We start from the raw sequence: 24344 nt of genomic DNA on the forward strand, positions 1-24344 counted from the left end.
CCTCGCCGCGTCAGGCGCCCCCTCCCGCCCTCAACACGGAATATGCGGTGCTTGCACACAGTGAGTCAGTCTTGTGATGCTATGACCGCTTTTGACGGATGAGTTGACGGACGATGTAAGCGAATGAAGAGGTGGCGTTGACCGTGTCGGCCAGTTCCGCGCCGCCCCAGGACGAGGTGTCCCCCGACGCGGTCCAGACCCCCGCCAAGCGCCGCGGCGCGGACACCAGGGCCCTGACCCAGGTGTTGTTCGGTCAGCTCAAGAACCTGGAGCCGGGCACGCCGGAGCACGCCCGCGTGCGGGCGGCGCTCATCGAGGCGAACCTCCCGCTCGTGCGCTACGCGGCCGCCCGCTTCCGCTCCCGGAACGAGCCGATGGAGGACGTCGTCCAGGTCGGCACCATCGGCCTCATCAACGCCATCGACCGCTTCGACCCCGAGCGGGGCGTACAGTTCCCGACCTTCGCGATGCCGACCGTCGTCGGCGAGATCAAGCGGTACTTCCGCGACAACGTCCGCACCGTCCACGTACCGCGCCGGCTGCACGAGCTGTGGGTTCAGGTGAACAGCGCGACGGAGGACCTCACCACCGCCTTCGGGCGCACCCCGACCACCGCCGAGATCGCCGAGCGGCTGCGCATCTCCGAGGAGGAGGTGCTGTCCTGCATCGAGGCCGGCCGGTCGTACCACGCCACCTCGCTGGAGGCCGCGCAGGAGGGCGACGGGATGCCCGGCCTGCTGGACCGGCTCGGCTACGAGGACCCCGCCCTGGACGGCGTGGAGCACCGCGACCTCGTCCGGCACCTCCTCGTGCAGCTGCCGGAGCGCGAGCAGCGCATCCTGCTGCTGCGTTACTACAGCAACCTGACGCAGTCCCAGATCAGCGCCGAGCTGGGCGTCTCGCAGATGCACGTGTCCCGGCTGCTGGCCCGCAGCTTCCAGCGGCTGAGGTCCGCAAACAGGATCGACGCGTAACCGTGAAGAGCGAATCACCCGAGGGTGTGAATCTGCGTTCTTTCCGGCCGATACTCCGTCAGACCCCTTGTTTCCAGGGCTGATTCGCGTCTCGCATGTCGACATGTCACTACAGCGCGTTGCCGACATGTGACATTCTGCCGGAAGCGCGTTTGCCGGAGCCTCGGCGCCGGTATTCAGGTGAAGGCTGCGTTCCCCGGTTCGGGAGCGTTCGCCGCGACCGTCCCGCGACCCAAAGGGGGTGGCATGTCCGCAGAACAGGGCAGCTCGAAGGTGCTCACGCTCGCGGAGAGCGAGTCAGCTCCCCATGCTCTCGACGCACTCGGCCCCATCGACGAGGGCCCGGCCCTCGTCGCCACACCCGCTCCGGAGGTCCCGGAGACGGCGGCCCTCGACACCCGCACCTTGTCCCGCTCCCTGTTCCTGCGGCTCGCCGTGCTCGACGAGGACAGCCCGGAGCGCGCCTACGTCCGGGACACGCTGATCGAGCTCAACCTCCCCCTCGTGCGGTACGCGGCGGCGCGGTTCCGCTCGCGCAACGAGCCGATGGAGGACATCGTCCAGGTCGGCACCATCGGGCTGATCAAGGCGATCGACCGCTTCGACTGCGAACGGGGCGTGGAGTTCCCGACGTTCGCGATGCCGACGGTGGTCGGGGAGATCAAGCGGTTCTTCCGCGACACGTCGTGGTCGGTGCGGGTGCCGCGCCGGCTCCAGGAGCTGCGGCTGGCGCTGACCAAGGCCGGCGACGAGCTCTCACAGAAGCTGGACCGCTCCCCGACGGTGAGCGAACTCGCCGCCGTGCTGGGCGTGTCCGAGGAGGACGTCGTCGACGGCCTCGCGGTGGGGAACGCCTACACGGCATCCTCGCTGGACTCCCCCGCCCCGGAGGACGACGGCGGCGAGGGCTCGCTGGCGGACCGCCTCGGCTACGAGGACACGGCACTGGAGGGCGTGGAGTACCGGGAGTCGCTGAAGCCCCTGCTGGCGAAGCTGCCGCCGCGTGAGCGGCGGATCATCATGCTGCGGTTCTTCGCGAACATGACGCAGTCGCAGATCGGGGAGGAGGTGGGCATCTCGCAGATGCATGTCTCTCGTCTGCTGACGCGCACCCTGGCCCAGCTGCGGGAGGGGCTCATCTCGGACTGACGTCCGCGGACCTGACTGTGAGCGCGGAGGCGCTCGGCTCCTTCGGGGCCGGGTGCCTTCGCGCTCTTTCGTTGCGGGCAGCGCCGCGCACCGCTTCGGCGCGCCTCCGGGCGGGGCGGGTGACGGTCGCTTCGCGGGTGCGGGCCGGTGGGGGCCGGTCGCGCGGCTCCCCGCGCCCCTTGAGGGTGTGGTCGTCGCCGTGCCGGGAGAGCGGACCGGTACGGCCACGTGCCCGTGCGGGCCGGTGGCGCAGTTCCCCGCGCCCCCAAGGGTGTGGCCGCCGAGGGGTCGCCCCGGCGGCTCACTCTCTACTTCAGTGCGAGCCAGGCCACCGCGGCGACGACGGCGACCGCGGCGACGATGCCGATGATCAGGCCGATCCGCGGGCCGCCGCCCGTGGCCGCCGGCTGACCGGCCTGGGGAGCCTCGTCGACGAACGCGCGGAACATCTGGGTGCTGCCGGCGGGGTCGTGATGGCCCTGCGGGCCCTGGGTGTTAGCCATGGACCGAGACCCTAGCGAATCAGCGTCCGGCGCCCCAAGCGGGGCGGGATCGACGGGGTAGGCCGCTCCCACCTGCGTGTTTACTGACGCGATTACTTGCCTTTGCCAAGTTTTTGGCTCGGACAGTCCGGTTTTATTTGCCTTCAGCAACCATCGATACTTACGGTTGCTTTAAGCAACGAAACGGAGGTGCCATGGCCGAGTCGGCACAGTACGAGGAGCTGGTCCGGCAGTTCAGCGCCTTCGGCGCCGTCAAACGGGAGATGAGCCGGCTGATGCCGTCGGACTGCCCCAGCGGCTCAGCGGCCGCGCTGACCGTGCTGGGCCGCCATGGCGACATGCGCATGAGCAGACTCGCCGAGCTGCTGTCCGTGGACATGTCCGTCACCAGCCGGCACGTCACCCATCTGGCGGAGCGCGGCTGGATCGAGCGCTCCCCCGACCCCGCCGACAAGCGGTCCCGCATCCTGCGCCTCACCCCGGCCGGCCAGACCCGGCTCGACGAGCTGTTCCGGCGCACGAGCCAGCTGCTCGCGGAGCGGCTGGGCGACTGGTCGGACGAGGAGGTCGACGACCTCACCCGGCTGATGGCCCGGCTCAGGGACAGCTTCGGCGACCCGCGCACCGTGCCCCGGCAGGCGTCTCCGTCACTCGAACAGACCACCCGTACACCCGCAAGCACCTAAGAGAAGGAAGTCCATGGCAACGACCACACCGAACGGTGTGCGGGCTCATGCCAAGCACGGGGGAGGCTCCTCCACGGACGCTCCGATGACCCATCGGCAGATCATGGAGGCGCTGTCCGGGCTGCTGCTCGGCATGTTCTGCGCCATCCTGTCGTCGACCATCGTCACCAACGCCCTGCCCGAGATCGTCTCCGACCTCGGCGGCGGCCAGAGCGCCTACACCTGGGTCGTCACCGCCTCGCTGCTGACGATGACCGCCTCCACCCCCCTGTGGGGCAAGCTCGCCGACCTCATCAGCAAGAAGGCCCTGGTCCAGACGGCCCTGGTGATCTTCGTGATCGGCTCGATCGTGGCCGGCACGGCGCAGAACCCGGGCATGCTGATCACCGCGCGCGCCATCCAGGGCCTCGGCGGCGGCGGTCTCGCCGCGCTGGCCCAGATCATCATGGCCGCGATGATCTCCCCGCGTGAGCGCGGGCGGTACTCCGGCTACCTGGGCGCGACCTTCGCGGTCGCGACCGTCGGCGGCCCGCTGCTCGGCGGCGTCATCACCGACACCAGCTGGCTCGGCTGGCGCTGGTGCCTCTACGTCGGCGTCCCCTTCGCGCTCATCGCGCTGGTCGTGCTGCAGAAGACGCTGAACCTGCCCCTGGTGAAGCGGGAGGTCAAGGTCGACTGGGCCGGCGCCTTCTTCGTCACCGCGGCCGTCTCCCTGCTGCTCGTCTGGGTCACCTTCGCCGACGACAAGTACGACTGGATGTCGTGGCAGACGGGTGTGATGGTCGGCGGCGCGCTCGTGCTGACGCTGATCTTCCTGCTCGTCGAGTCCAAGGCGAGCGAGCCGATCATCCCGCTGCGCCTGTTCCGCAACCGGACCATCACGCTGGCGTCGCTGGCCTCGCTGTTCGTCGGTATCGCGATGTTCGCGGGCACCGTCTACTTCAGCCAGTACTTCCAGCTCGCCCGGGACAAGTCCCCGACCATGTCGGGCGTCATGACCATCCCGATGATCGGCGGTCTGTTCATATCGTCGACCGTCTCCGGCATCGTCATCACCAGGACCGGCCGCTGGAAGGCCTGGCTGCTGGCGGGCGGCGTGCTGCTCACGGCGGGTATCGGCCTGCTGAGCACCATTCGCTACGACACCCCGTACTGGCACGTCGGCGTCTTCATGGCGCTGATGGGTCTGGGCGTCGGCATGATGATGCAGAACCTGGTGCTCTGCACGCAGAACCAGGTGGCCCCGAGCGATCTGGGCGCGGCCTCCTCCGTGGTCACGTTCTTCCGCTCGCTCGGCGGCGCGGTGGGCGTCTCCGTGCTCGGCTCGGTGATGTCGTCCCGGATCAGCCACTACGCGGCGGACACCATCGGCACGCTCAGCCCGCAGGAGCAGGCGGCGGCCGCCAAGGCCTCCGGCAGCGGCACCATCCCCGACATGGACCTGCTGCCCCCGGGCATCCGCACCTGGCTGGAGAGCGCCTACGGCCACGGCATCGCCGACATCTTCCTGTACGTCGCGCCGATCGCCCTGCTCGGCTTCCTGGTGACGGTCTTCATCAAGGAGGTCCCGCTGCGGACCACCGGCGCGCTGGCCCAGGCCGCGCAGGAGCAGGCCGCCGCGGCCGGCGACCCGGTCGCCCCGACCGCCGCCGAGGCCGCGTCCGTCCCCGTCGGGGACGCCGCCCCCGCGGGCTCCGCCGCCGCGGAGACGCAGGCCGCCGCGGAGGACACCTTCGCCCAGCCGGTGTCCGCCGTCGCCACCGCGGTCCGGCCCGAGGGGTCCGCCTCCTCCGGCATCCCGGTGCGCGGCTTCGTCCGGGGCGCCGACAGCACCCCGGTGCCCCGCGCCGCCGTCACGCTGATCTCCCTGGGCGGCCGCCAGCTGGGCCGCTCCGTGGCCCAGGACGACGGCTCCTACGCGGTGGACGCGCCCTCGGCGGGGTCGTACGTCCTGATCGCCGCCGCCGACGGGCACCAGCCGCAGGCGTCGACAGTCGTGGTGAACGGCGAGCCGGTGTCCTACGACGTCCTGCTCAGCGGCACCAGCGGCATGACCGGTGCGGTCCGCGCGGCGGACACCGGGCAGCCGGTGAAGGACGCGATGGTGATCGTCACCGACGTACGCGGGGACCTGCTGGCCACCGGGACCACCGGTGAGCAGGGCGAGTTCTCCTTCGCCGAGCTGGTGCCGGGGGCTGTGACCGTGGCGGTGAACGCCGCCGGGTACCGGCCGCGTGCCCTGCCGGTCGAGATCGGCGCCACGGGCGTCACCCGGGTCGAGGCCGACCTGGAGACCGGCGCCCACGTCCGGGGCGTGGTCCGCGCCCCGCACGGGCCGCTGGCCGACGCCCGGGTCACCCTGGTCGACGCCGCGGGCAACGTGGTCGGCACGGCCACGACCGGCGACGACGGGGCGTACGCCTTCGCCGACCTGGACGGCGGCGAGTACACCGTCATCGCCACGGGCTACCCGCCGGTGGCGAGCGCCCTGACGGTCGCAGGCCCCGGTGTCGACGACCACGACATCGAGCTCGCCCACCCGGGCGAGTAACCCGAGTCCCGGCCCGTGGCGGGTTCGCGCGTCCTGTAGCGGAGACGCGCCCCGCCGCGGGCCGGTCGTATCACGACCTTTTCATGAGCCTTCGCAGGGAGAAGACGGGATGCCACTGACCGCGAGGATCCGCACCCGGGACGGATGGGCCGTGTCGCACGCGGTCGTCACGCTGACCGACGGAACCGGCAGCCAGGTGCTGCGCGCCGAGGCGGACGCCGAGGGCGCCGTCCGGGACGCCACCGAGCTGGCACCGGGCGCGTACACCGTCGTCGTGACCGCGGTCGGGTACGCGCCCGCCGCCGCCAGCGCCCTCGTCACCGCGAGCGGGCGCGCGGAGGTCGGGACGGTGACGCTGGCCAGGGCCGGGGGCACGGAGCTGCCGCCGCCCGGCCCGTGGGCCGTCGACCCGGCGCACTCCAGCGTGGCCGCCGTCGCCCAGCACCTGGGCATCTCCAGCGTGCGGGGCAGGTTCACCGACTTCACCGCCCTGGTGGAGATCGCGCCCGACGACGTCACCAAGTCCCGAGTGGAGGCGGTGATCCGGGCCGGGTCCATCGACACCGGCAACAGGATGCGCGACACCCACCTGCGGTCCCCGGACTTCCTGGACGTCGCGCGGCACCCCGAGATCACCTACCGGTCCACGGGGCTCACCCAGGCGGGCACCGACCGCTGGACCGTGCACGGCGAGCTGACCATGCGCGGCGTGGTCCGCCCGGTCGACCTGGACCTGGCGTACCTCGGCACCGGCGCCGACCCGTGGGGCGGCACCCGGGCGGCCTTCCGGGCCACCACCGAGCTGCACCGCGAGGACTTCGCGATGAACTACAACCAGGTCGTCCAGGCCGGCATCGCCGCCGTCGGCACCACGCTCCGGGTGGAGCTGGACGTCCAGGCCGTGCAGGGCGAGAAGCTCCCGGAGGACTGAGCGCGACGCCCGGACCTGCACCGCTACCGGTCTCGTCCCCGACGTGGTGCAATGGGCGGAGGGTCAGGAAGCGGCCTTGCCGATGCCGGACGACCGATTCCAGGTGAATCCCGTGACCCCTCCGCCCTTTTCCTCCGAGCGCGTGATGCTCCCGCTGCCGTCGGAGATCGACTTCCGCAACGCCGACGGCCTGCTGCCGCTGATCATGTACCAGGCCCGCTCCGGCTCCGAGGGACCTGCCCGGGTGATGGTCCTCGACCTGTCCGGGACGCGCTTCATGGACTCCCAGGGCATCCGTCTGATCAACGACGCCCGCAGGCTGCTGCTCCCCCACACCCGGGTGCACCTGGTGGCCCTCCCGGAGAGCGTCGCGGGCCGCGTCCTGGAGGTGACCGGGCTGCGCCGCGACGTGCCCGTGTACGACAACCTCCCCGAGGCGATGGCCGCCTAAGCTGACGCCATGGCACCCGACATCGCGACCAACACCCGCGTCTCCCTGGACGAGTTGCTCGACTTCGTACGCCCCCGGCACCGCGCGGTCCTGCTCACCCGCCGTGCCGACGGCGGGCCGCAGGGGTCGCCGCTGACCTGCGGCGTCGACGACTCCGGGCGGATCGTGGTGTCCACCTACCCGGAGCGCGCCAAGACCCGGAACGCCAGGCGGGACCCGCGGGTGAGCCTCATCGTCCTCAGCGACGACTGGAACGGCCCCTGGGTGCAGATCGACGGCACCGCCGAGGTGCTGGACGTGCCCGACTCGGTGGAGCCGCTGGTGGAGTACTACCGCAACATCGCCGGTGAGCACCCCGACTGGGACGAGTACCGCGCGGCGATGGTGAAGCAGGGCAAGTCGCTGATCCGGATCACCCCGGAGCGCTGGGGGCCGGTGGCGACGGGCGGTTTCCCGGCACGGCTGGCGGAAGGCGATTAAGGGTCTTGCGTTTGGATCCGGCCGGGCTCGCGCGCGGCTAGCGGCGGCTGCGGGCGACCATCGCCTCGATGCCGGCGATCAGCAGGTCCAGGGCGAAGGTGAAGTCCCGTTCGAGCATCTCCTCGACCGTGTCGCCGCCCCGCGCCTCCATGATCCGTGCCGACCGGCCGATGACGTCGGAGGCGTCCGGGTCGCGCAGCACCTCGGTCATGGCGCGGTGGTGGTACTCGTCGGCGGTCAGGCCTGTCGAGGCGACCCGGTCACGGAAGTGGCCCTCCACCGTGCCGTGTCCGTACACGAACTGGAACACGGCGGCGATCGCCCCGGTCACCTCGTGCTCGGGCAGGCCGGTGCGGCCGAGGACCCGCTGGACGGCGCCGGAGAACCGCAGCGCATGGGGGCCGATGTTGAGGAAGCGTCCGACGAGCGCCGGCAGCCAGGAGTGCCGCACCAGCAGCGCCCGGTACTCGCGGGCCAGGGCGCGCAGCTCGTCGTGCCAGTCCGCGCCGGAGTCCGGTTCGGGCAGGGCGAGTTCGCCGAAGGCGCGGTCCAGGGCCAGTTCGAGCAGGTCGTCCTTGGTGTCGACGTACCAGTAGACGGACATCGCGGTGACGTCCAGCTCGGCGGCGAGGCGGCGCATGGAGAACCTCTCCAGGCCCTCGGCGTCCAGCAGCCGCACGGTGGCTCCGGTGATCCGGTCCCGGTCGAGGCCGGAGGGCTGGCCTCCGCCGCGTCTGCCGCCCCGCTCCCGGTCCTCCAGCCAGACACTGGGCCGCGGTGTCTTCCCGGACCGCTGGTCTGCCCTCACCATGGCGCACCTTCCTCGACTCGCCGACGCCGGTTCATGCTAGGCGTCCGCCCGTCCCCGCGCGGCCCGCGCGTCGGCGCGGTCGGCACGGCGCAGCAGCGACGCCGCGAGCAGTCCGCCGAGCAGCACCGCGACCGAGCCGACGAGCAGGCTCGTCTCCAGTCCGGAGGAGAACGCCCCGGTGATCTCGGCGCGCTCGCGGTCCGAGCCGGCCGCTGCCAGCGCCGCCGGCAGCGAGGCCGCCGCGACCGGCACCAGCGCGGCGAAGCGCGCGTTGAGCACGGCGCCGAGGACGGCCACGCCGAGTCCGTTGCCGAACTCGGCCAGGGTGCCGTTGATGCCGGCGCCGACGCCCGCCTTCTCGCGCGGCACGGAACTCATCACGGCGTGCGCCATCACCGGGCTGCCGATGGCGGTGCCGGCGCCGATCAGCACCAGGCCGAGCAGCGTGCCGCTGTAGCCGTGGCCGGTGAGCGTGGCGATCGACACCAGCCCGGCCGCCATCAGTCCCATGCCGACCGCGATGGACAGCGGAGTGCCCATCTTCGCCGACCACTTGGTGCCGACGCCGGTGAAGTTCAGCGCGACCACGGTCAGCGCCATCGGCGCGGTGCGCAGGCCCGCCTCCAACGGGCCGTAGCCCAGGACGAACTGCAGGTACTGGGTGAGCAGGAAGAGCGCGCCGCCCATCCCGAAGGTGATCAGCACCAGGCCGCCGACCGCGCCGGTGAAACGCCGGTTGCGGAAGAAGTGCGGGTCGAGCATCGGGTACGGGATCCGGCTCTCCCAGTACGCGAAGACGCCGAGCACCACGGCCGCCGTGCCCGCGCTGGTGACCACCGTGCCGGACGTCCAGCCGTGCTCGGGGCCGGAGATGATCGCGTAGACCAGGGCCGTCATGCCGATGGTGGAGAGCACCGCGCCGACCAGGTCGGGACGGTCGCCCTGACGGTTCCGCGACTCCGGGACGTACGCGGCGACGGCGGCCAGCGCCAGGGCCGCGACCGGCAGGTTGATCAGGAAGATCGAGCCCCACCAGAAGTGGTTCAGCATGAACCCGCCGACCAGCGGACCGGCCGCGAAGCCCAGGGAGTTGACGGCACTCCAGATGCCGATGGCCTTGGGCTGCTCCTCGGGCGTGAAGATCTGCATGACCACGGCGAGGGTGGTGGTGAGCAGCAGCGCCCCGCCGACGCCCATGCCCGCCCGCGCGGCGATCAGCTGCCCTGAGGACTGGGCCAGCCCCGCCGCCAGTGACCCCGCGCCGAACAGGGCGAGGGCCACGATCAGCATCTTCCTGCGGCCGTAGCGGTCGGCCGCGTTGCCCGCGCTGAGCAGCAGGCCCGACTGCACCAGCGAGTAGGCGTTGATCATCCACTGGATGTCGGCGGTCGAGGCGTCCATCTCCCGGGTGAGGGAGGGGATCGCCACGTTCAGCACCGTGTTGTCCAGCAGCACGGTGAGCTGGGCGAGGCAGATGACTCCGAGAATCAGCCAGCGCCGCGCGTGCCCCCGGGGAGCCCCGTCCGCCGGTGCGGAGTCCGGGGACGGGTCGGGGGCCGCGGCGGGCTGCTCCCGCGAGGACGTGGTCATGCCGTACACCGTAGAACACCTCTCTTACGGCGTACGGCACGGGGTCGTGGGGCGGGGCCGTGGGGCGGGGTCAGCTTTCGGACGCGGGGCGGGTGAGGTCGTAGAAGGTGGCGGTGCCGGCGGTGACCTGGGTGAAGTTGGCCTCGACCCAGGCGGTGATCCGCGAGGCGGTGCCCTCTCCTCGGCCGCCGCCTCCGCCGGAGACGAAGTAGTGGATGCGGCCGTCCTTCACGTACCGCTGGAACTGGGCGAGGGTCGGGGACGGGTCGGTGCCGTTGAAGCCGCCGATCGCCATGACCGGTTCGCCGGTGGCGAGCTGGTAACTCGCGGCGTTCTGCGCGCCGACCGCCGCGGCGGCCCAGGTGTGGTCGCCGGCGTCGCTCTCCAGCAGCTCGCGTGCCTCGGCGTCGACGTCGGTGCCGCCGAGGAGACCGCTCATGCCGGGGCCTGCGCCCGAGCCCCGGCCGGGGGCTTCCGTGGTGGTTCCGGCTGCGCCGGGCGGGGAGCCCGTGCCGTTCCGGCCCGTCGGGCCGCCGCCGGGGAAGCCGCCTGTGCCGTCGGTGCCGTCCGGGTTCGGCGGGGCGCCGCCCGGCGGGGTGCCGTTCTGCGGGCCTCCGCCCCCACCGGGGCCGCCGCCCTGGCCGGGTGTTCCCCCTCCGCCGGGACCGCCGCCCGGGCCTGCGTCCTGGGCGCCGCCCGGGGGACGGCCGCCGCCTCCCATGCCCGTCGCCGCGGGACCGGCCGTGACGATGGAGCCGGAGTGGCCCTCCCGCACGGTGCTCAGGGTGTACGCCGTCGGGCCGGCCAGGGAGGCCGCGACGCCCAGCCCGGCCGCCGCGAGTACCACCCGGCGCCCCGCCCGGCCCGCGAAGACCAGCCCGAGCGCGGCGGTCAGCCCGCCCACCAGGACGAGCCACCGCAGCCACGGCAGGTGGTCGGGCGTGCGCTGGAGCAGGACGTAGCCCCAGGCCGCCGTCGCCGTGACGGCCGCCGCCAGGGTGAGGGCGGCCCAGGTCTCCCGTCGCCTCTGCCACAGGACCGCAGCGCCCATGCCGGTCACGGCGGCCAGATAGGGGGCCAGGGCCACCGTGTAGTACTGGTGGAAGATGCCGGCCATGAAGCTGAAGACGACAGCGGTCGTCAGCAGCGAGCCGCCCCACACGAGGAACGCGGCGCGGGTGACGTCGGTCCTGCCCGCCTTACGGGTCAGGACCAGGGCGGCGACGAGAAGGACCAGCGCGGCGGGCAGCAGCCAGGAGATCTGGCCGCCGATGTCGTCGTTGAACATCCGGTCCCAGCCGGTCTCGCCCCAGCGTCCGCCGCCGCCCGGGCCGCCCCCGCCGCCGACGCTGCCGGTCTCGTCGCCGCTGAGCCGGCCGAGTCCGTTGTAGCCGAAGGTCAGCTCCAGGAAACTGTTGTTCTGCGAGCCGCCGATGTACGGCCGTGAGGACGCCGGCCACAGTTCGACCACCGCGACCCACCAGCCGCCGGACACCACGAGCGCGACGGTCGCGAGCGCGAGCTGGACGAACCTCTTGCGCGGGCGGACGGGGGCGCAGACCGCGTACACCGCGGCCAGCGCCGGGAGGATCAGGAACGCCTGGAGCGTCTTGGTGAGGAACGCGAAACCGATGGCGACGCCCGCCCACACCAGCCACTTGGTGCGGCCGTCCTCCAGGGCGCGGACGACGAGATGGCAGGCGACGGCCATCAGCAGCGCGAGCAGCGCGTCCGGGTTGTTGAAGCGGAACATCAGCGCCGCGACCGGCGTGAGCGCGAGGACCGCGCCCGCGAGGAGGGCGGCGCCGTGTCCGGCACGTCGGCGCACGGACGCGTGCACGACGGCGACGGCGCCGACGCCCATGAGCACCTCGGGCACGAGGATCGCCCACGAGTTGAGCCCGAACATGCGTACGGAGAGGGCCATCGGCCAGAGCGCGGCCGGGGGCTTGTCGACGGTGATGGCGTTCGCGGCGTCCAGCGAGCCGAAGAAGAAGGCCTTCCAGGACTGGCTGCCCGCCTGCACGGCCGCGGAGTAGAAGGAGTTGGCGTAGCCGGAGGCGTTGAGGTTGTACAGGTACAGCAGGCCGGTGGAGAGGAGCAGCGCGAAGAAGGCGGGACGGGCCCAGCGGGGGGTGACGGGGGTGCCGTCGGTCGTGGCGGCGAGGTTTCCGGCGGCCGCCGAGGTGCGCGCGGGGGGCTGGTCACCGGGGACGGGTGCGGCGTGCGGGCCGTGCGGTGGGACACCGGCCGCCGGGCCGGACGGGGATGCGGGGCCGGCCGTCTCGGCACCGGCTTGCCCGCGGGGCGGTGCGGGTCGGGGGTCACCGACGAGGGCATCCACTCCGGCGTGCGGGCCGTGCGGCGCGGACTGAGGGCCGCTCGCGGCGGCCTGACCGCCGTGCGGCGGGGGCGTGAGCCGACGATCACCGGTGGCGGCACCGGCTTCGGCACCCGTGCCGTGCGGTGCGGACGCCGGGCGGGCACCGTCGGCGGCGGCCTCCGCTCGAATTCGCACACCCCGCACCCCGGGCTCTCGGCCGCCGTCAGCGGCATCGACCGCGGCTCGCCCGTCGTGCGGTGCGGGCGCGGGGTGGGGTGCCTCGGCGGCGGGGCTCGGCTGCGGGTCGGGTGGGGTGGTCATCGGGTGGTCCTCGGGTCGTCGTCGGCCTGCGGGGCGGGCCGGGAGGGGAGTGGCGGGCGGGCCGGGGTGACGGCTGGCGTGTCCGGCCGGGGAGCGGGTCCGGCTTCCGAGGCGGTCCAGGGAGCCGCCCGCCCCGGCGGCGCGGCGGACGCGGCACCTCGCCGGGGCGGCGCCGCCTGCGTGGCCGACGAGGCCCCCGGCGGGCCGGGCGCGGGTGCCGTGGCGCCGTACCCCGTCGCCGTCCGCGCGGGCGTCACCCCGGTCTGCCGGGGATCCGTGTCACCGGCGCGGGCCTGCCCCCGGTCAGCGAAGACCCAGGCCCTGAACAGCAGGAACCGCAGGACCGTCGCCGCCAGGTTGGCCGCCACCAGGACCGCCAGTTCCGTGGAGCGGGCCGGGTCACTGCTCGCCGTGTCGAGGGCGGCCAGCGAGCCGCTGGTCAGGGCGAGGCCGATGGCGAGGACGACCAGGCCCTGCGCCTGGTGGCGGACCATCCCGCCGCGCCCCCGCACCCGGAACGTGAGCCGGCGGTTGGCTGCCGTGTTGGCGACCGCCGATACGAGCAGGGCGAGCCCGTTCGCGAGCTGGGCGCCGGTGACGGCGCGGAAGGCGCTGTAGAGGAGCAGGTAGAACACCGTGGACAGGACGCCGACGGCGCAGAAGCCGACGAGCTGGCGGGCCAGTCCGCGCGGCACGTCCGCGAGCCCCCGGTCGCGCGGGTCGTCGCCGAAGGGCCGGGCGAGCCGGTCCAGCGGCAGCGCACCGGTGGCCAGCGCCCTGCCGACCCGCCAGACGCCCTTCAGGTCCTCCGCGGCCGTTCGCACGATGTGGACGGTGGAGTCGGGGTCGTCGACCCAGTCGACCGGCACCTCGTGGATGCGCAGCCCCGCCCGCTCGGCGAGCACCAGCAGCTCCGTGTCGAAGAACCAGCCGCTGTCCTCCACCAGCGGCAGCAGCACCTGCGCCACGTCACGGCGGATCGCCTTGAACCCGCACTGCGCGTCGGAGAAGCGCGCCTGGAGCGAGCCGCGCAGGATCAGGTTGTAGCCGCGGCTGATGACCTCCCGCTTGGCGCCCCGCACCACCCGCGCGCCGCGGCTCAGCCGGGAGCCGATGGCGAGGTCGGAGTGCCCGGAGATCAGCGGGGCGACCAGCGGCAGCAGGGCGTTGAGGTCGGTGGACAGGTCCACGTCCATGTAGGCGAGGACGGGCGCGTCCGAGGCGGACCAGACGGTCCGCAGCGCCCGCCCGCGGCCCTTCCGCTCCAGTCGGACGGACCGCACCTCCTCGATCCGCCGCGCCAGGTCGGTGGCGACGGCCGGGGTGCCGTCGGTGGAGGCGTTGTCGGCGATCGTGATGCGGAACGCGTACGGGAAGGTCCGGGTGAGGTGTTCGTGGAGCCGGCGGACGCAGGGCCGGAGGTCATCCTCCTCGTTGAAGACGGGGACGACGACGTCCAGGACCGGTGTGCCGGCCCAGGCGGCCGGGAGGTGCTTCCGAGCCGGCAGCGTGCCGGAACAGAGGTCGCTTCGCATGGGAGCGACCCTGGTCAACTGCCCTGTCGTACCTCTGTGGTGAGGCTGTGCCGCAGCTGTGAGTCCGGCGCGGCCGGCACGGCGGCGGGCAGACGCAGGGTGAACACCGTCCGCCCGGGGACGCTCCCGACCGTCACGGAGCCGCCGTGCGCGGCCGTCACCGCCCGCACGATCGCCAGCCCCAGCCCCGTCGATCCGGTGGCCCGCGTGCGGGCCGAGTCGCCGCGCGCGAACCGTTCGAAGACGTGGGGGAGCAGCTCGGGCGGGATGCCGGGCCCGTCGTCGGCGACGTCCACCCGCAGCCAGGGGCCCTCGTGACGCACCCGGGCGGTGACGGTGGTGCCCGGCGGGGTGTGGGTGCGGGCGTTGGCGAGCAGGTTGACGAGGACCTGCTGAAGCCGGGCCGCGTCGGCGGTGACCGGCGCGGGCGCGTCGGGCAGGTCCAGGCGCCAGTGGTGGCCGGGGCCGGCGGCGCGGGCGTCACCGACGGCGTCCACGACCAGCGGCAGCAGGTCGGTCTCCTCGAACCGCAGGGGCCGTCCGGCGTCCAGGCGTGCGAGCAGCAGCAGGTCTTCCACCAGCAGGGTCATCCGGCCGGCCTCGGACTCGATGCGGCGCAGCGCGTGCCGGGTGTCGGGGCCGGTCTCCTCCCGGCCGCGCCGGGTGAGTTCGGCGTAGCCGCGGATGGAGGCGAGCGGGGTGCGCAGTTCGTGGGAGGCGTCCGCGACGAACTGCCGTACCCGGGTCTCGCTGAGCTGGCGGGCGTGCAGGGCTCCGTGGACGTGGTCGAGCATGCGGTTGAGGGCGGCGCCGACACGGCCGACCTCGGTGTGCGGATCGCACTCGGACTCGGGGACGCGCTCCTTCAGCGTCACCTCGCCGCGGTGGAGGGGGAGTTCGGCGACGCGGGTGGCGGTGGCGGCGACCCGGCGCAGCGGGCGGGTGGCGACGCCGACGATGACGGCCCCGGCCAGGGACGCGGCGACCAGCCCGGCGGTGGTGACGCTGATCTCCACCAGGATCAGCGTGGTGACGGTGGCGTCTACGTCGGCGGTGGGGACGGCGACGTAGAAGGCGCCGTTGGGCCCTTCCGCGTAGAGGACGCGGTAGCCGCCGAGGCCGGGGAGGTCGGCGGTGTGCTCCCGCCGGTCACGCGGCACGCCCTCCAGGACGGCGAGCTGGGCGTCGGTGAGGCGGCCGGCCTCGGGCGTGCGGACGCCGTTCACCTCGCGTGACGTGCTGACCACCCCGTCGGTCACCGTGCCGTTCACGGCGGTGGCGCCGACGGTGCCGAACATCTGCGGGCCCCTCGTCACGAAGTCGAGCGGGTCCCTGGGCGGGCCGGGGCGCGGTCCGTCGCCGAGCGGGCCGCCCGTGGCCCGCATCGCCACCTCGCGCAGTTGTCCGTCGAGCTGCTCGTACAGATGGGAGCGGAGGGCCAGCGCGGTCACCGTGCCGATCACCGCGCACACCACCGCGATCAGCGTGACGGACGTGACGACGAGCCGCGTCCGCAGCGTGCGCGGACGCCCCGGTTCGCTCACGACACCGCGGGCTTCAGCAGGTAACCGGCGCCGCGCCGGGTGTGGATCATCGGCTCCCGGCCCGCGTCGATCTTCCGGCGCAGGTAGGAGATGTACAGCTCGACGACGTTCGCCTGGCCGCCGAAGTCGTAGGACCAGACGCGGTCGAGGATCTGCGCCTTGCTGAGCACCCGGCGCGGGTTGCGCATCAGGAAGCGCAGCAGCTCGAACTCGGTGGCGGTCAGGTGGATGCTCCGCCCGCCGCGGGTCACCTCGTGGCTGTCCTCGTCCAGGGTGAGGTCGCCGACCACCAGCAGGGCGTCGGAGCGGCGGTCGGTCGCACAGGAGCGGCGGATCAGCCCGCGCAGCCGCGCGACGACCTCCTCCAGGCTGAACGGCTTGGTCACGTAGTCGTCGCCGCCCGCCGTCAGCCCCGCGATCCGGTCCTCGACGGCGTCCTTCGCGGTGAGGAACAGCACCGGCACGTCCGGCAGTTCGCGTCGAAGCCGGCCGAGGACGGTGAGCCCGTCCATGTCGGGCAGCATCATGTCCAGGACGACGGCGTCGGGCCGGAACTCGCGCGCCGCGCGGAGGGCGCCCTGGCCGTCGGCCGCGCTGCGGATCTGCCAGCCCTCGTAGCGCAGGGCCATGGAGAGCAGCTCGGTGATCGACTGCTCGTCGTCCACCACCAGCACCCGGACGGAGCTCCCGTCCGGCCTCAGCAGTTCGGTGCGCCCCTGGGGCGAGATCGTGGTCATACCGGACACGATCGGGGCGTCCCCTGAGAGCACCCTTGCGTCTGTCTGTGTTTTCCCTGAGAAATCCACAGGCGTTTCTCAGGGAGGCGGCTCCGGTGTGTGAGGCAGGCCGAACAGCCGGGCCGCGTTGTCGTGGCACACCGCCCGCAGCCAGTCGTCGCCGAGCGCGAGCTCCGCGAGGGCGTCGAGCTGATGGGCGTACGGGTAGGGGATGTTGGGGAAGTCGGTGCCCAGCAGGACACGGTCGCCGAGGGCGGCGAGGCGGGGGAGCGCCCTCCGGGGGAACGGCGCCATCCGCTCGCTGAAGCCGGTGAACGCCATGGTGGTGTCGAGGCGGACCTCCGCGTACCGCTCGGCCAGGTCGAGGAAGTCCTCGTACTCGGGCATGCCCAGGTGGGCGACGATCAGCCGCAGCCGGGGGTGGCGGGCCAGTACGCGCGCCATCGGTCCGGGTCCGGTGTGCCGGCCGGGGGCGGGGCCCGAGCCGCAGTGGACCACCACCGGTGTGCCCGCCTCGGCGAGCAGGCCCCAGCAGGCGTCGAGCGCCTCGTCGGCGGGGTCGTACCCGCCTACCTGCACGTGCGCCTTGAAGACGCGCGTCCCGTGCTCGAGGGCCTCGCGGACGTAGGCGGCGGCGCCGGGCTCGGGGAAGAGGGTGGAGGTGTGCAGGCAGTCGGGGGTGCGGCGGGCGAAGCCGGCGGCCCAGCCGTTGAGCCAGCGGGCCATGCCCGGCTTGTGCGGGTAGAGCATCGCCGTGAAGGCACGCACGCCGAACGCCCGCAGCAGCGCGGCCCGTTCGGCCTCCTCCTCGCGGTACGTGATCGGCCACTCGATACCGCCGGTGAGCGGCCCGAGTCCGTCGAAGTACGCCCACACCTTGTGGAGCACGCGCTCCGGCATGAAGTGCGTGTGCACGTCGACGAGGCCGGGCAGGCCGAGGTCCTGCCAGAAGCGGCGGACCTCGGCGGCTTCGTCGGATCCGGCGGTCGCGGCAGTGTCGGTGGTTTCGGTGGCCTCGGCAGTTCCGGCGGTCGCGACGGTCGCGGCAGTTCCGGCGGTCCCGGCGATCGCGGCGGTCCTGCCCGTTCCGTCGGTCACGGCAGCCCCGGCAGTTCTGTCGCCCTTGGGGGTCCCAGAAGTTCCGCCAGTCCTATGGGTCCCGGGGGACGCGGCGATTCCGGCAGCCCCGGCGGTCGCGGCGGTCCCGGCGATCGCGGCGGTCCTGCCCGTTCCGTCGGTCACGGCAGCCCCAGCAGTTCTGTCGCCCTTGGGGGTCCCAGAAGTTCCGCCAGTCCTATGGGTCCCGGGGGACGCGGCGATTCCGGCAGCCCCGGCAGTCGCGGCGGCCTCAGCGGTCGCGGGCGGCTCGTCGGTCGCCGGCGGCTCGTAGGTCGCCGGGAGCCCGTCGGCCTCGGCCGGCTCGTCGGCCTCGGCCGGCTCGTCGGTCGCCGGGGGCTCGTCGGTCTCGGCCGGCCGGGTCGGCAGGGTCGGCCGGGTCGGAGGGTGCGCGCTCATGCCGGACACGATCACCCGAGGGGGCGAGGGCGGTCCAGTCCTCGTTCCCTTCCTCCGCCTCAGAACAGCCCGTCCTGCGCGGTCGGCCGCTCCTTCAGTGCCCGCACCGGCACCTCGACCCGGCGTCCCCCGCCCGGGAGCAGCTCCCAGCCGGGCAGCAGGCGGGTGTCCAGCACGAGGACGCCCCGGTCCGTCGCCAGATGCAAATCGGGGCCGGCGGCCGCCACCAGCTCACCGCTCACCGCACCTCCGGCGGCCAACTCCCCCACCACGCCCACCGGCTCCGGCGCCTCCGCCAGTCCGAACGCCTCCACATGGTCGACGGGACGGAAAGGGGCGGGTTCGAGCGACTCCGGCCAGCCGGTGAGGACCAGCGCCCGCGCGTGCAGCCCGGCGATCTCGGCGGCCCGCTCCTCCCCGGCCGACGGGAGCGCCGCCCGCGCCGCGCGCTTGGCGGCGTAGGGGATGCGGTCGGGCACCCGCAGGGCGGCACGCAGCAGCTCCTCGGTGCGGCGCGCCGCCATCAGCGGCCCCGTGCCCAGCCAGCTGAAGCAGATCGCGCCCTGTTCCAGCAGCCGGGCCGGTCCCCGCCGCTCGGCGGTGATCCCGACCTTGGTCATCCCGGGCCCGAACCACGCCAGGTAGACCCGGTAGGGCCGCGGGTCGTCCGCGAGCGTGTCGGCGGCCACCGAGTGCGCCCGGTCCAGGCGGGCGCACTCCTCGCAGCGCGGCCCGGTGCTCCGCGCGGACACCCGCGCGGCGAGCGGACACATGTTCCCCCGTGCCCCCACACAGGTCCGCGCTCCCCCCTCCGCGACCCCGAAGGCCACCGTCTTCCCCCAGGCCAGCGTGGAGCGCCGACCCCCGTCCCAGATCAGCACGGGACCGCCCGCCGTCCAGCTCAGCCCCGCGCACCGCCATGCCTGTGCCATCCCGGCCGAGAATAGAGGGGACCACTGACAACGGCCCGGCTCAGCTGCCCACGCGCACCGCGTCCGTCTCGACGGGGGTGGCCGGCGTGGCTGGAACCGGACGTGCGGGCACCACGGCCGTACCGCCCCTCCGTCCCGCCATCCGGCACCCCAGGCACTCGGCATGCCCCGTGCGAGCCCCGCTGTCCCGCACCCGCCGGCTCCACTCCTCCCGCGGCCGGGGCCCCGACGGCTTGCCCCATCCGGCGAGGTGGAGGGCCCAGGTGACGAGCAGGGCGAGCACGTCGACCGCCGCTCCGGCGGCGAGCAGCGGCCCCGCCGTACCGAACGACTGGTTCCGGCGCGCCACCGCGCTCGCGGACGCCTTCCGCGAGGAGAGCCGCAGCAAGAGCTGACCCGCACAGGAACCGGTACGGGAACTGACCCGGGATCACCGCCCGAGGTGCCGGGCAAGGCATGCGGTGCCAGTCTGAAGGGGATCGAACCGCTCGGGGACATCCGGAAGGTCGGGAAACATGGCCAGCAATGTCAGCGGTACGGGCTTTCGCGGGGCGGGCCGGGAGGCCGAGAGCCCCTGGGCGGCGAGCTGGACGGTGGCCGCCGCGTTCCTGATGGTGTTCGGCGGCGTCATGGCCGTCTTCGAGGGCATCGCCGCCATCGCCCGGGACGACGTCTTCGTCACCACACCCAACTTCACGTACTCGTTCAGCCTGACCGGCTGGGGCTGGGTGCATCTGATCCTCGGCGCCCTGGTGGTCGCCGCCGGCCTGGCGTTGTTCAAGGGGGCCACCTGGGCCCGCGCCGTGGGCGTCGGCCTGGCCGGGCTGAGCATGATCGCCCACTTCGTGTGGCTGCCCTACCAGCCGGTGTGGTCGATCGTCCTCATCGTCATCGACGGCTTCATCATCTGGGCCCTGTGCGCACCCCGCCGCGAGTCCCCGGCGTAGAGCGCGCGCCCGGCGGCCGGTCCGGTGCCTGGCCCTGGGTGACCCAGGTGACCGGGCTGACGGCGATGGTCACCGCGTTCTTCCTGCTGCCGCTGGACCGGCTGGGCCCGCACCGGCCGGTGCTGAGCTGGGTGCTCTTCGGGGCGGCTCTCGCACTGATCGCCGTCCTGCTGCTGATCCAGGTCGCCCGGGTGCTGCTGAACGTCCCGGGCGTCCGTCCGGGGATGGCGATCCCGCCGCTGATGTGCCTGTCCGTGCTGGTCTTCGCGACCGCCTACCAGGGGCTCGCCCAGCGGCCCGGCGAACTGGACGGCTTGACCACGCGCCTGGACGCCCTCTACTTCACGATCGTCACGCTCGCGACCGTCGGGTACGGGGACATCACCCCGCGCGGACAGTCCGCGCGCCTGGTCACGATCCTGCAGATCCTCTACAGCTTCATCTTCCTCACGGCGGCGGCCACCGCCCTGACCACCCATCTGCGCAACGCCGTGCGCCGCGACCGGAGTGCGGACCCGCCGCGTTGACCCCGCGCCCACGTCGCGCAGTCATGTGACCGGCGTCACACTGAAAGGAGCGGGGTGCTCCCCGGGACACCCGGGGACCGCGCCCCAGGACCCCGGACGAACACCGGCCGGACGCCTCGCGGGGCCGGGACGCCGCCGAGGCGCATCACGCCGGTTCGTCCGCCCGCGGGCCCGCATCCGGTTCCGCACTGCTCCAAGGGGTGTCCGCACATGAGCGGCATGGACGCAACCGCACTGGACAATCTGCGCGAGGCCCTGCGAGGCCCGCTCGTGACGCCGCAGGACGCCGAGTACGACGAGACCCGCTCCGTCTACAACGCCATGATCGACCGCCGTCCGGCCGCCATCGCCCGCTGCAGCGGCACGGCGGACGTGCGCTCCACGATCGCCTTCGCCCGGCAGACGGGCGTCGAGCTGGCCGTGCGCGGCGGCGGGCACAGCGGGCCCGGCCTGTGTCTGGTCGACGGCGGGCTCACCCTCGATCTGTCCCTGATGCGCTGGGTGCGGGTCGACCCGGTGAACAGGACGGCCCAGGTCGGCGGGGGCAGTCAACTCGGCGACCTGGACCACGAGACGCACACCTTCGGGCTCGGCGTGCCCGCCGGCATCAACTCCACCACCGGCGTGGGCGGTCTCACGCTGGGCGGCGGCCACGGCCACCTCACCCGTAAGTACGGACTGACGATCGACAGCCTGGTCGCAGCGGACGTGGTCCTGGCCGACGGCAGCGTCGTCACCACCAGCGAGAAGGAACACCCGGACCTGTTGTGGGCCCTGCGGGGCGGCGGCGGCAACTTCGGCGTGGTCACGTCCTTCACCTTCCGGCTGCACCCGGTGCACACGGTCGGCGTGGCGGTCACCGTGTGGCCGGTCGAGCAGACCCAGGAGGTGCTGCGCTGGTACCGGGAGTTCCTGCCGTCGGCACCCGAGGACCTCAACGGCTTCTTCGCCGTCATGGCCGTCCCGCCCGCACCGCCCTTCCCCGAGCCGCTCCACGGGCGGAAGGTGTGCGGCGTCATCTGGTGCTACACCGGCGACCTGGAGGGCGGACGCCTGGACGACGTGCTGTCCGTGGTGAACGACCCGGCCCCGCCGGCCTTCCACTTCGCCACGCCGATGCCGTACCCGATGCTCCAGACGATGTTCGACGACCTCGTCCCCAAGGGGCTCCAGTGGTACTGGCGCGGCGACTTCTTCGACACGGTCACCGACGAGGCCCTCGCGGTGCACGAGCGGTTCGGGCGGGAGCTGCCGACCGGCCTGTCGACCATGCACCTGTACCCGGTGGACGGGGCGGCCCACGACGTCGCCCCGGGCGAGACGGCCTGGGCGTACCGGGACGCGACCTGGTCCGGTGTCATCGCCGGCATCGACCCCGACCCGGCCAACGCCGACCTGATCCGCCGGTGGTGCGTCGACTACTCGACGGCGCTCCACCCCCACTCCATGGGCGGCGCCTACGTCAACTTCCTCGGCGAGACCGGCGACGCCGACAGCGTCCGCGCCACCTACCGCGACAACTACGCCCGCCTCGCGGCCGTCAAGCACACCTACGACCCGGACAACTTCTTCCACGCCAACCAGAACATCCCGCCGGCGGCCTGAGCCGCGCCGCGCCGGGCGGGTCGCGGACGGACCCGCCCGGTGGCTGCGCGGGAGGGCATGCCGAAGACTGGGGCGCAGGACGCTACGGATCGACCGGGGGCCCTGCGGATGGAGCGGTACCAGCGCGAGCGGCGCTTCAGGCGGATCGTCTGGCCCCATGCGCTGCCGCCCGCCGTGGTGGCCGTCGCGGTCGTCATCGACCTCGTCTGGCCGCCGTTCAACACCTTCCCGCTGCTGGCGACCGTGTCGGTGACGGCGGCGCCCCTGTACTCCCTGGCCTGGACGGTCACCAGCGGTGCGGTGGCCCTCCTGACGGGCTGGCTCCTGTCCTTCCGTGAGAGCGGGGAGGTGATCTCCCGGCCGAACGTCATCGGCTTCACGACCCTCGTCACGCTGACCGTCGTCGCTGCGTTCCTCAACCGGATGTTCGCGCGCGAACGCGAGCAGCTGAGGACGTCGCGCCAGGTGGCGGAGGCGGTCCAGCGCGCGATGCTGCCCACCGTGCCCGAGCGGGTCCGGGGGCTGGCCATGGCCACCCGGTACCAGGCCGCGCAGGTGGAGGCCCTGATCGGCGGCGACCTGTACGCGGTCCACGACACGTCCCACGGGCTGCGTATGGTGATCGGCGACGTCCGCGGCAAGGGCACCCAGTCGGCCACCCTGGTCAACACCCTGCTGGGCGTCTTCCACGCGGCTGCCCTGCAGACGCCGGACCTGCCGTCGGTCGTCCAGGCCGCGGAGATCCAGGTGCAGGACCTGAAGGCCCGCGAGGCGGACGCGCCCTACGAGGACTTCGTCACCGCCGTCTTCGTCGAGATCCTCCCCGACCGGTCGGCGTTCCGCATGGCGAACCGGGGGCACCCGGCGCCGCTGCTGGTCCACGGGGGCCGGGTGACGACGCTGGAGCCGAAGGAGCCGTCGCTGCCGCTGGGCCTGGGCGACCTGGCCGGTCCCGTCGTCCCGGTGGACCGGTACGACCTGCCTCCGGGTGCCACGCTGGTGCTGTTCACCGACGGCATCATCGAGGCCCGCGACCGCACCGGCGCCTTCTTCGACCCCGTCCCCCCGCTCACCTGCCCCCTGCCACCGGACCCCGGGGCCGTGCTGGACACCATGCTGACCGCCCTGTTCCGGCACACCGACGAACTCGACGACGACGCCGCGGCCTTGGCGGTGACGCGGCTCCCGGACGGGCAGGTCGAGGGGACCGGCGCCGCCGTGCGGCCCTGATCCCGGCGTCGCGGCTCAGCACGTCTAGGCCGCGTCCACGGTCAGGGTGTAGTCCACCCCGACCGAGAAGCCGCCCGACCGGCCGCGGATCTCCAGCGAGTGCTCGCCGGGCTCCGGCGCGGGCAGTTGGACCCACAGTCCGCACCCGTGAGCGGTGAAGGACCCGTCCGTGCCCGTGACGGGGTTGCCGGCACCGCTGCGGATCTCGATCGACTCCGCCTGATGGGCGTCCGCGTCGACCTTCTCGCCGTCCAGAACGGCGGACCCCTCGGCGGTTGACATGAAGTCCGCGCAGTCCGCCGGTGTGCCGAACATGTTCACCAGGGGGAAGGCCAGGGGCACCCCCTCAGGGACGGCGCACGTCCGCTTAGCCTGGGTGCCGAACGTGCCGGCCAGGAACCACACGTCCTCCGGCTGGTTCCGCCCGCACGCGCTCCCGTCCTCGTCGCCGACCGGGTTGGTCGGTGCGGGCTCCGTCGACGCCCAGGTCCACCACCGGCCCTGCAGTTCCTCGGACGAGAGCCGTCCTTCGGCCGTGGCCGCCCTGCCGCCGCATCCCGCGAGTGTGGCGACCAACGCCACGGCGGCGATCCCCGCCCCGGCCGTCGTGATCCTCATGGTTTCCCCTCCCGCACCGCACGGAAGCCCGACCCCCGGTCGTCGCACGATGTGCGGGCACCCTATCCATGAGGCCGACGCGACGGACGCGACCTCCGGAGCCCACGCGGCCCATGGAACGCCGAAGGCCCCGGATCTCTCCGGGGCCTCTGATCTGTGTGCACTCGGCAGGATTCGAACCTGCAACCTTCTGATCCGTAGTCAGATGCTCTATCCGTTAAGCTACGAGTGCTTGTCTCTTCATTTGTCTCGCCGCTCCCGGCCCTTTCGGCCCGCTCGCGGCGACAGGAAGAACATTACATGACTGCCGCCGCCATGTGAAATCCGATTGCCCTACCCCTTGTGACCTGCGGAAACACGGCGTGAGGCACGAACGGCGGGGGA

General features: G+C 73.0%; 22 protein-coding genes, 1 tRNA gene and 1 pseudogene. 12 read left to right on the forward strand and 12 right to left on the reverse strand.

The features are described 5' to 3' along the window. The first annotated feature begins 137 nt into the window (after nucleotides 1-137). Together MTR79_RS32755 and MTR79_RS32760 are read left to right on the forward strand one after the other, a co-directional pair. Complete coding sequence (locus tag MTR79_RS32755) at nucleotides 138-974, forward strand: RNA polymerase sigma factor SigF (protein WP_006132791.1); 837 nt, start codon at nucleotides 138-140, stop codon at nucleotides 972-974. A gap of 246 nt (nucleotides 975-1220) precedes the next feature. After that, complete coding sequence (locus MTR79_RS32760; protein ID WP_086702781.1) at nucleotides 1221-2123, forward strand: RNA polymerase sigma factor SigF; 903 nt, start codon at nucleotides 1221-1223, stop codon at nucleotides 2121-2123. Between the two features lie 308 nt (nucleotides 2124-2431). On the opposite strand, the gene MTR79_RS32765 is transcribed toward MTR79_RS32760, so the two are convergent. Next, nucleotides 2432-2626 carry a hypothetical protein gene (locus MTR79_RS32765; protein WP_121719317.1) on the reverse strand — a complete coding sequence of 65 codons (195 nt, stop codon included), beginning with the start codon at nucleotides 2624-2626 and terminating at the stop codon, nucleotides 2432-2434. A 194-nt stretch (nucleotides 2627-2820) separates the two neighbouring features. Here MTR79_RS32765 and MTR79_RS32770 point away from each other — a divergent pair, with 194 nt between their 5' ends. The 5 genes from MTR79_RS32770 (at nucleotide 2821) to MTR79_RS32790 (ending at nucleotide 7725) form a co-directional block, all read left to right on the forward strand. Further along, nucleotides 2821-3312 carry a MarR family transcriptional regulator gene (locus MTR79_RS32770; RefSeq protein ID WP_086702778.1) on the forward strand — a complete coding sequence of 164 codons (492 nt, stop codon included), beginning with the start codon at nucleotides 2821-2823 and terminating at the stop codon, nucleotides 3310-3312. 13 nt (nucleotides 3313-3325) lie between these two features. Continuing rightward, nucleotides 3326-5863 (forward strand): MFS transporter, encoded by a 2538-nt coding sequence (locus MTR79_RS32775; protein WP_189363700.1) that lies wholly within the window; start codon nucleotides 3326-3328, stop codon nucleotides 5861-5863. 109 nt (nucleotides 5864-5972) lie between these two features. Then, complete coding sequence (locus MTR79_RS32780; protein WP_086702775.1) at nucleotides 5973-6794, forward strand: YceI family protein; 822 nt, start codon at nucleotides 5973-5975, stop codon at nucleotides 6792-6794. A 145-nt stretch (nucleotides 6795-6939) separates the two neighbouring features. Further along, nucleotides 6940-7245, forward strand: coding sequence for an STAS domain-containing protein (locus MTR79_RS32785; protein WP_086702788.1), 306 nt, complete (start codon nucleotides 6940-6942; stop codon nucleotides 7243-7245). 9 nt (nucleotides 7246-7254) lie between these two features. Continuing rightward, the gene (locus MTR79_RS32790; RefSeq protein WP_086702773.1) at nucleotides 7255-7725 is read left to right on the forward strand and encodes a PPOX class F420-dependent oxidoreductase; all 471 of its coding nucleotides are present in this window, start codon (nucleotides 7255-7257) and stop codon (nucleotides 7723-7725) included. Nucleotides 7726-7762: 37 nt separating this feature from the next. Here MTR79_RS32790 and MTR79_RS32795 read toward each other — a convergent pair whose 3' ends face one another. The 9 genes and pseudogenes from MTR79_RS32795 to MTR79_RS32835 all read right to left on the reverse strand — a co-directional run. Further along, complete coding sequence (locus tag MTR79_RS32795) at nucleotides 7763-8536, reverse strand: TetR/AcrR family transcriptional regulator (protein ID WP_244792905.1); 774 nt, start codon at nucleotides 8534-8536, stop codon at nucleotides 7763-7765. 36 nt (nucleotides 8537-8572) lie between these two features. Continuing rightward, nucleotides 8573-10126 (reverse strand): MFS transporter, encoded by a 1554-nt coding sequence (locus MTR79_RS32800; protein ID WP_244792907.1) that lies wholly within the window; start codon nucleotides 10124-10126, stop codon nucleotides 8573-8575. A gap of 70 nt (nucleotides 10127-10196) precedes the next feature. After that, a complete protein-coding gene (locus tag MTR79_RS32805) occupies nucleotides 10197-12644 on the reverse strand; it encodes a glycosyltransferase family 39 protein (RefSeq protein WP_244792909.1) in 2448 nt (815 codons plus the stop codon). Between the two features lie 122 nt (nucleotides 12645-12766). After that, nucleotides 12767-14305 (reverse strand): bifunctional glycosyltransferase family 2/GtrA family protein, encoded by a 1539-nt coding sequence (locus tag MTR79_RS32810; RefSeq protein WP_189363703.1) that lies wholly within the window; start codon nucleotides 14303-14305, stop codon nucleotides 12767-12769. 14 nt (nucleotides 14306-14319) lie between these two features. Continuing rightward, nucleotides 14320-15849 (reverse strand): HAMP domain-containing sensor histidine kinase, encoded by a 1530-nt coding sequence (locus tag MTR79_RS32815; RefSeq protein WP_244792911.1) that lies wholly within the window; start codon nucleotides 15847-15849, stop codon nucleotides 14320-14322. Next, complete coding sequence (locus MTR79_RS32820; RefSeq protein ID WP_048460262.1) at nucleotides 15846-16586, reverse strand: response regulator transcription factor; 741 nt, start codon at nucleotides 16584-16586, stop codon at nucleotides 15846-15848. The genes MTR79_RS32815 and MTR79_RS32820 overlap by 4 nt, the downstream gene beginning before the upstream one ends. A 78-nt stretch (nucleotides 16587-16664) precedes the next feature. Further along, nucleotides 16665-17519 carry an amidohydrolase family protein gene (locus tag MTR79_RS32825; protein WP_189363904.1) on the reverse strand — a complete coding sequence of 285 codons (855 nt, stop codon included), beginning with the start codon at nucleotides 17517-17519 and terminating at the stop codon, nucleotides 16665-16667. Between the two features lie 641 nt (nucleotides 17520-18160). Then, entirely contained in the window at nucleotides 18161-19033 is an 873-nt protein-coding gene (locus tag MTR79_RS32830; protein ID WP_189363705.1) for a DUF2797 domain-containing protein, read from the reverse strand. A gap of 40 nt (nucleotides 19034-19073) precedes the next feature. Further along, a pseudogene (locus tag MTR79_RS32835) lies at nucleotides 19074-19346 on the reverse strand (HGxxPAAW family protein); the annotation flags it as partial. Between MTR79_RS32835 and MTR79_RS33665 the strand changes: the two are divergent. From MTR79_RS33665 to MTR79_RS32855, 5 genes are all read left to right on the forward strand, one after another. Further along, complete coding sequence (locus MTR79_RS33665) at nucleotides 19297-19428, forward strand: hypothetical protein (protein WP_279953338.1); 132 nt, start codon at nucleotides 19297-19299, stop codon at nucleotides 19426-19428. The pseudogene MTR79_RS32835 and the gene MTR79_RS33665 overlap by 50 nt on opposite strands. A gap of 120 nt (nucleotides 19429-19548) precedes the next feature. Then, nucleotides 19549-19980: a hypothetical protein gene (locus tag MTR79_RS32840; protein WP_048460215.1), complete on the forward strand. Its 432-nt coding sequence runs from the start codon at nucleotides 19549-19551 to the stop codon at nucleotides 19978-19980. Between the two features lie 38 nt (nucleotides 19981-20018). Next, a complete protein-coding gene (locus tag MTR79_RS32845; protein ID WP_086705131.1) occupies nucleotides 20019-20507 on the forward strand; it encodes a potassium channel family protein in 489 nt (162 codons plus the stop codon). A 219-nt stretch (nucleotides 20508-20726) separates the two neighbouring features. Beyond that, nucleotides 20727-22112, forward strand: a complete 1386-nt coding sequence (locus tag MTR79_RS32850; RefSeq protein ID WP_244792914.1) for an FAD-binding oxidoreductase — start codon at nucleotides 20727-20729, stop codon at nucleotides 22110-22112. A 57-nt stretch (nucleotides 22113-22169) separates the two neighbouring features. Next, nucleotides 22170-23342: a PP2C family protein-serine/threonine phosphatase gene (locus MTR79_RS32855; protein WP_244792916.1), complete on the forward strand. Its 1173-nt coding sequence runs from the start codon at nucleotides 22170-22172 to the stop codon at nucleotides 23340-23342. A 24-nt stretch (nucleotides 23343-23366) separates the two neighbouring features. Here the strand turns inward: MTR79_RS32855 and MTR79_RS32860 are convergent, their stop codons facing one another. Continuing rightward, on the reverse strand, nucleotides 23367-23960 hold the full coding sequence (locus tag MTR79_RS32860; RefSeq protein ID WP_189363707.1) for a signal protein: 594 nt from the start codon (nucleotides 23958-23960) through the stop codon (nucleotides 23367-23369). Nucleotides 23961-24119: 159 nt separating this feature from the next. Continuing rightward, a tRNA-Arg gene (locus MTR79_RS32865) sits at nucleotides 24120-24192 on the reverse strand. Nucleotides 24193-24344 lie beyond the last annotated feature (152 nt).

The organism is Streptomyces sp. BJ20 (assembly GCF_022869105.1).
Taxonomy (GTDB): domain Bacteria; phylum Actinomycetota; class Actinomycetes; order Streptomycetales; family Streptomycetaceae; genus Streptomyces; species Streptomyces griseoincarnatus.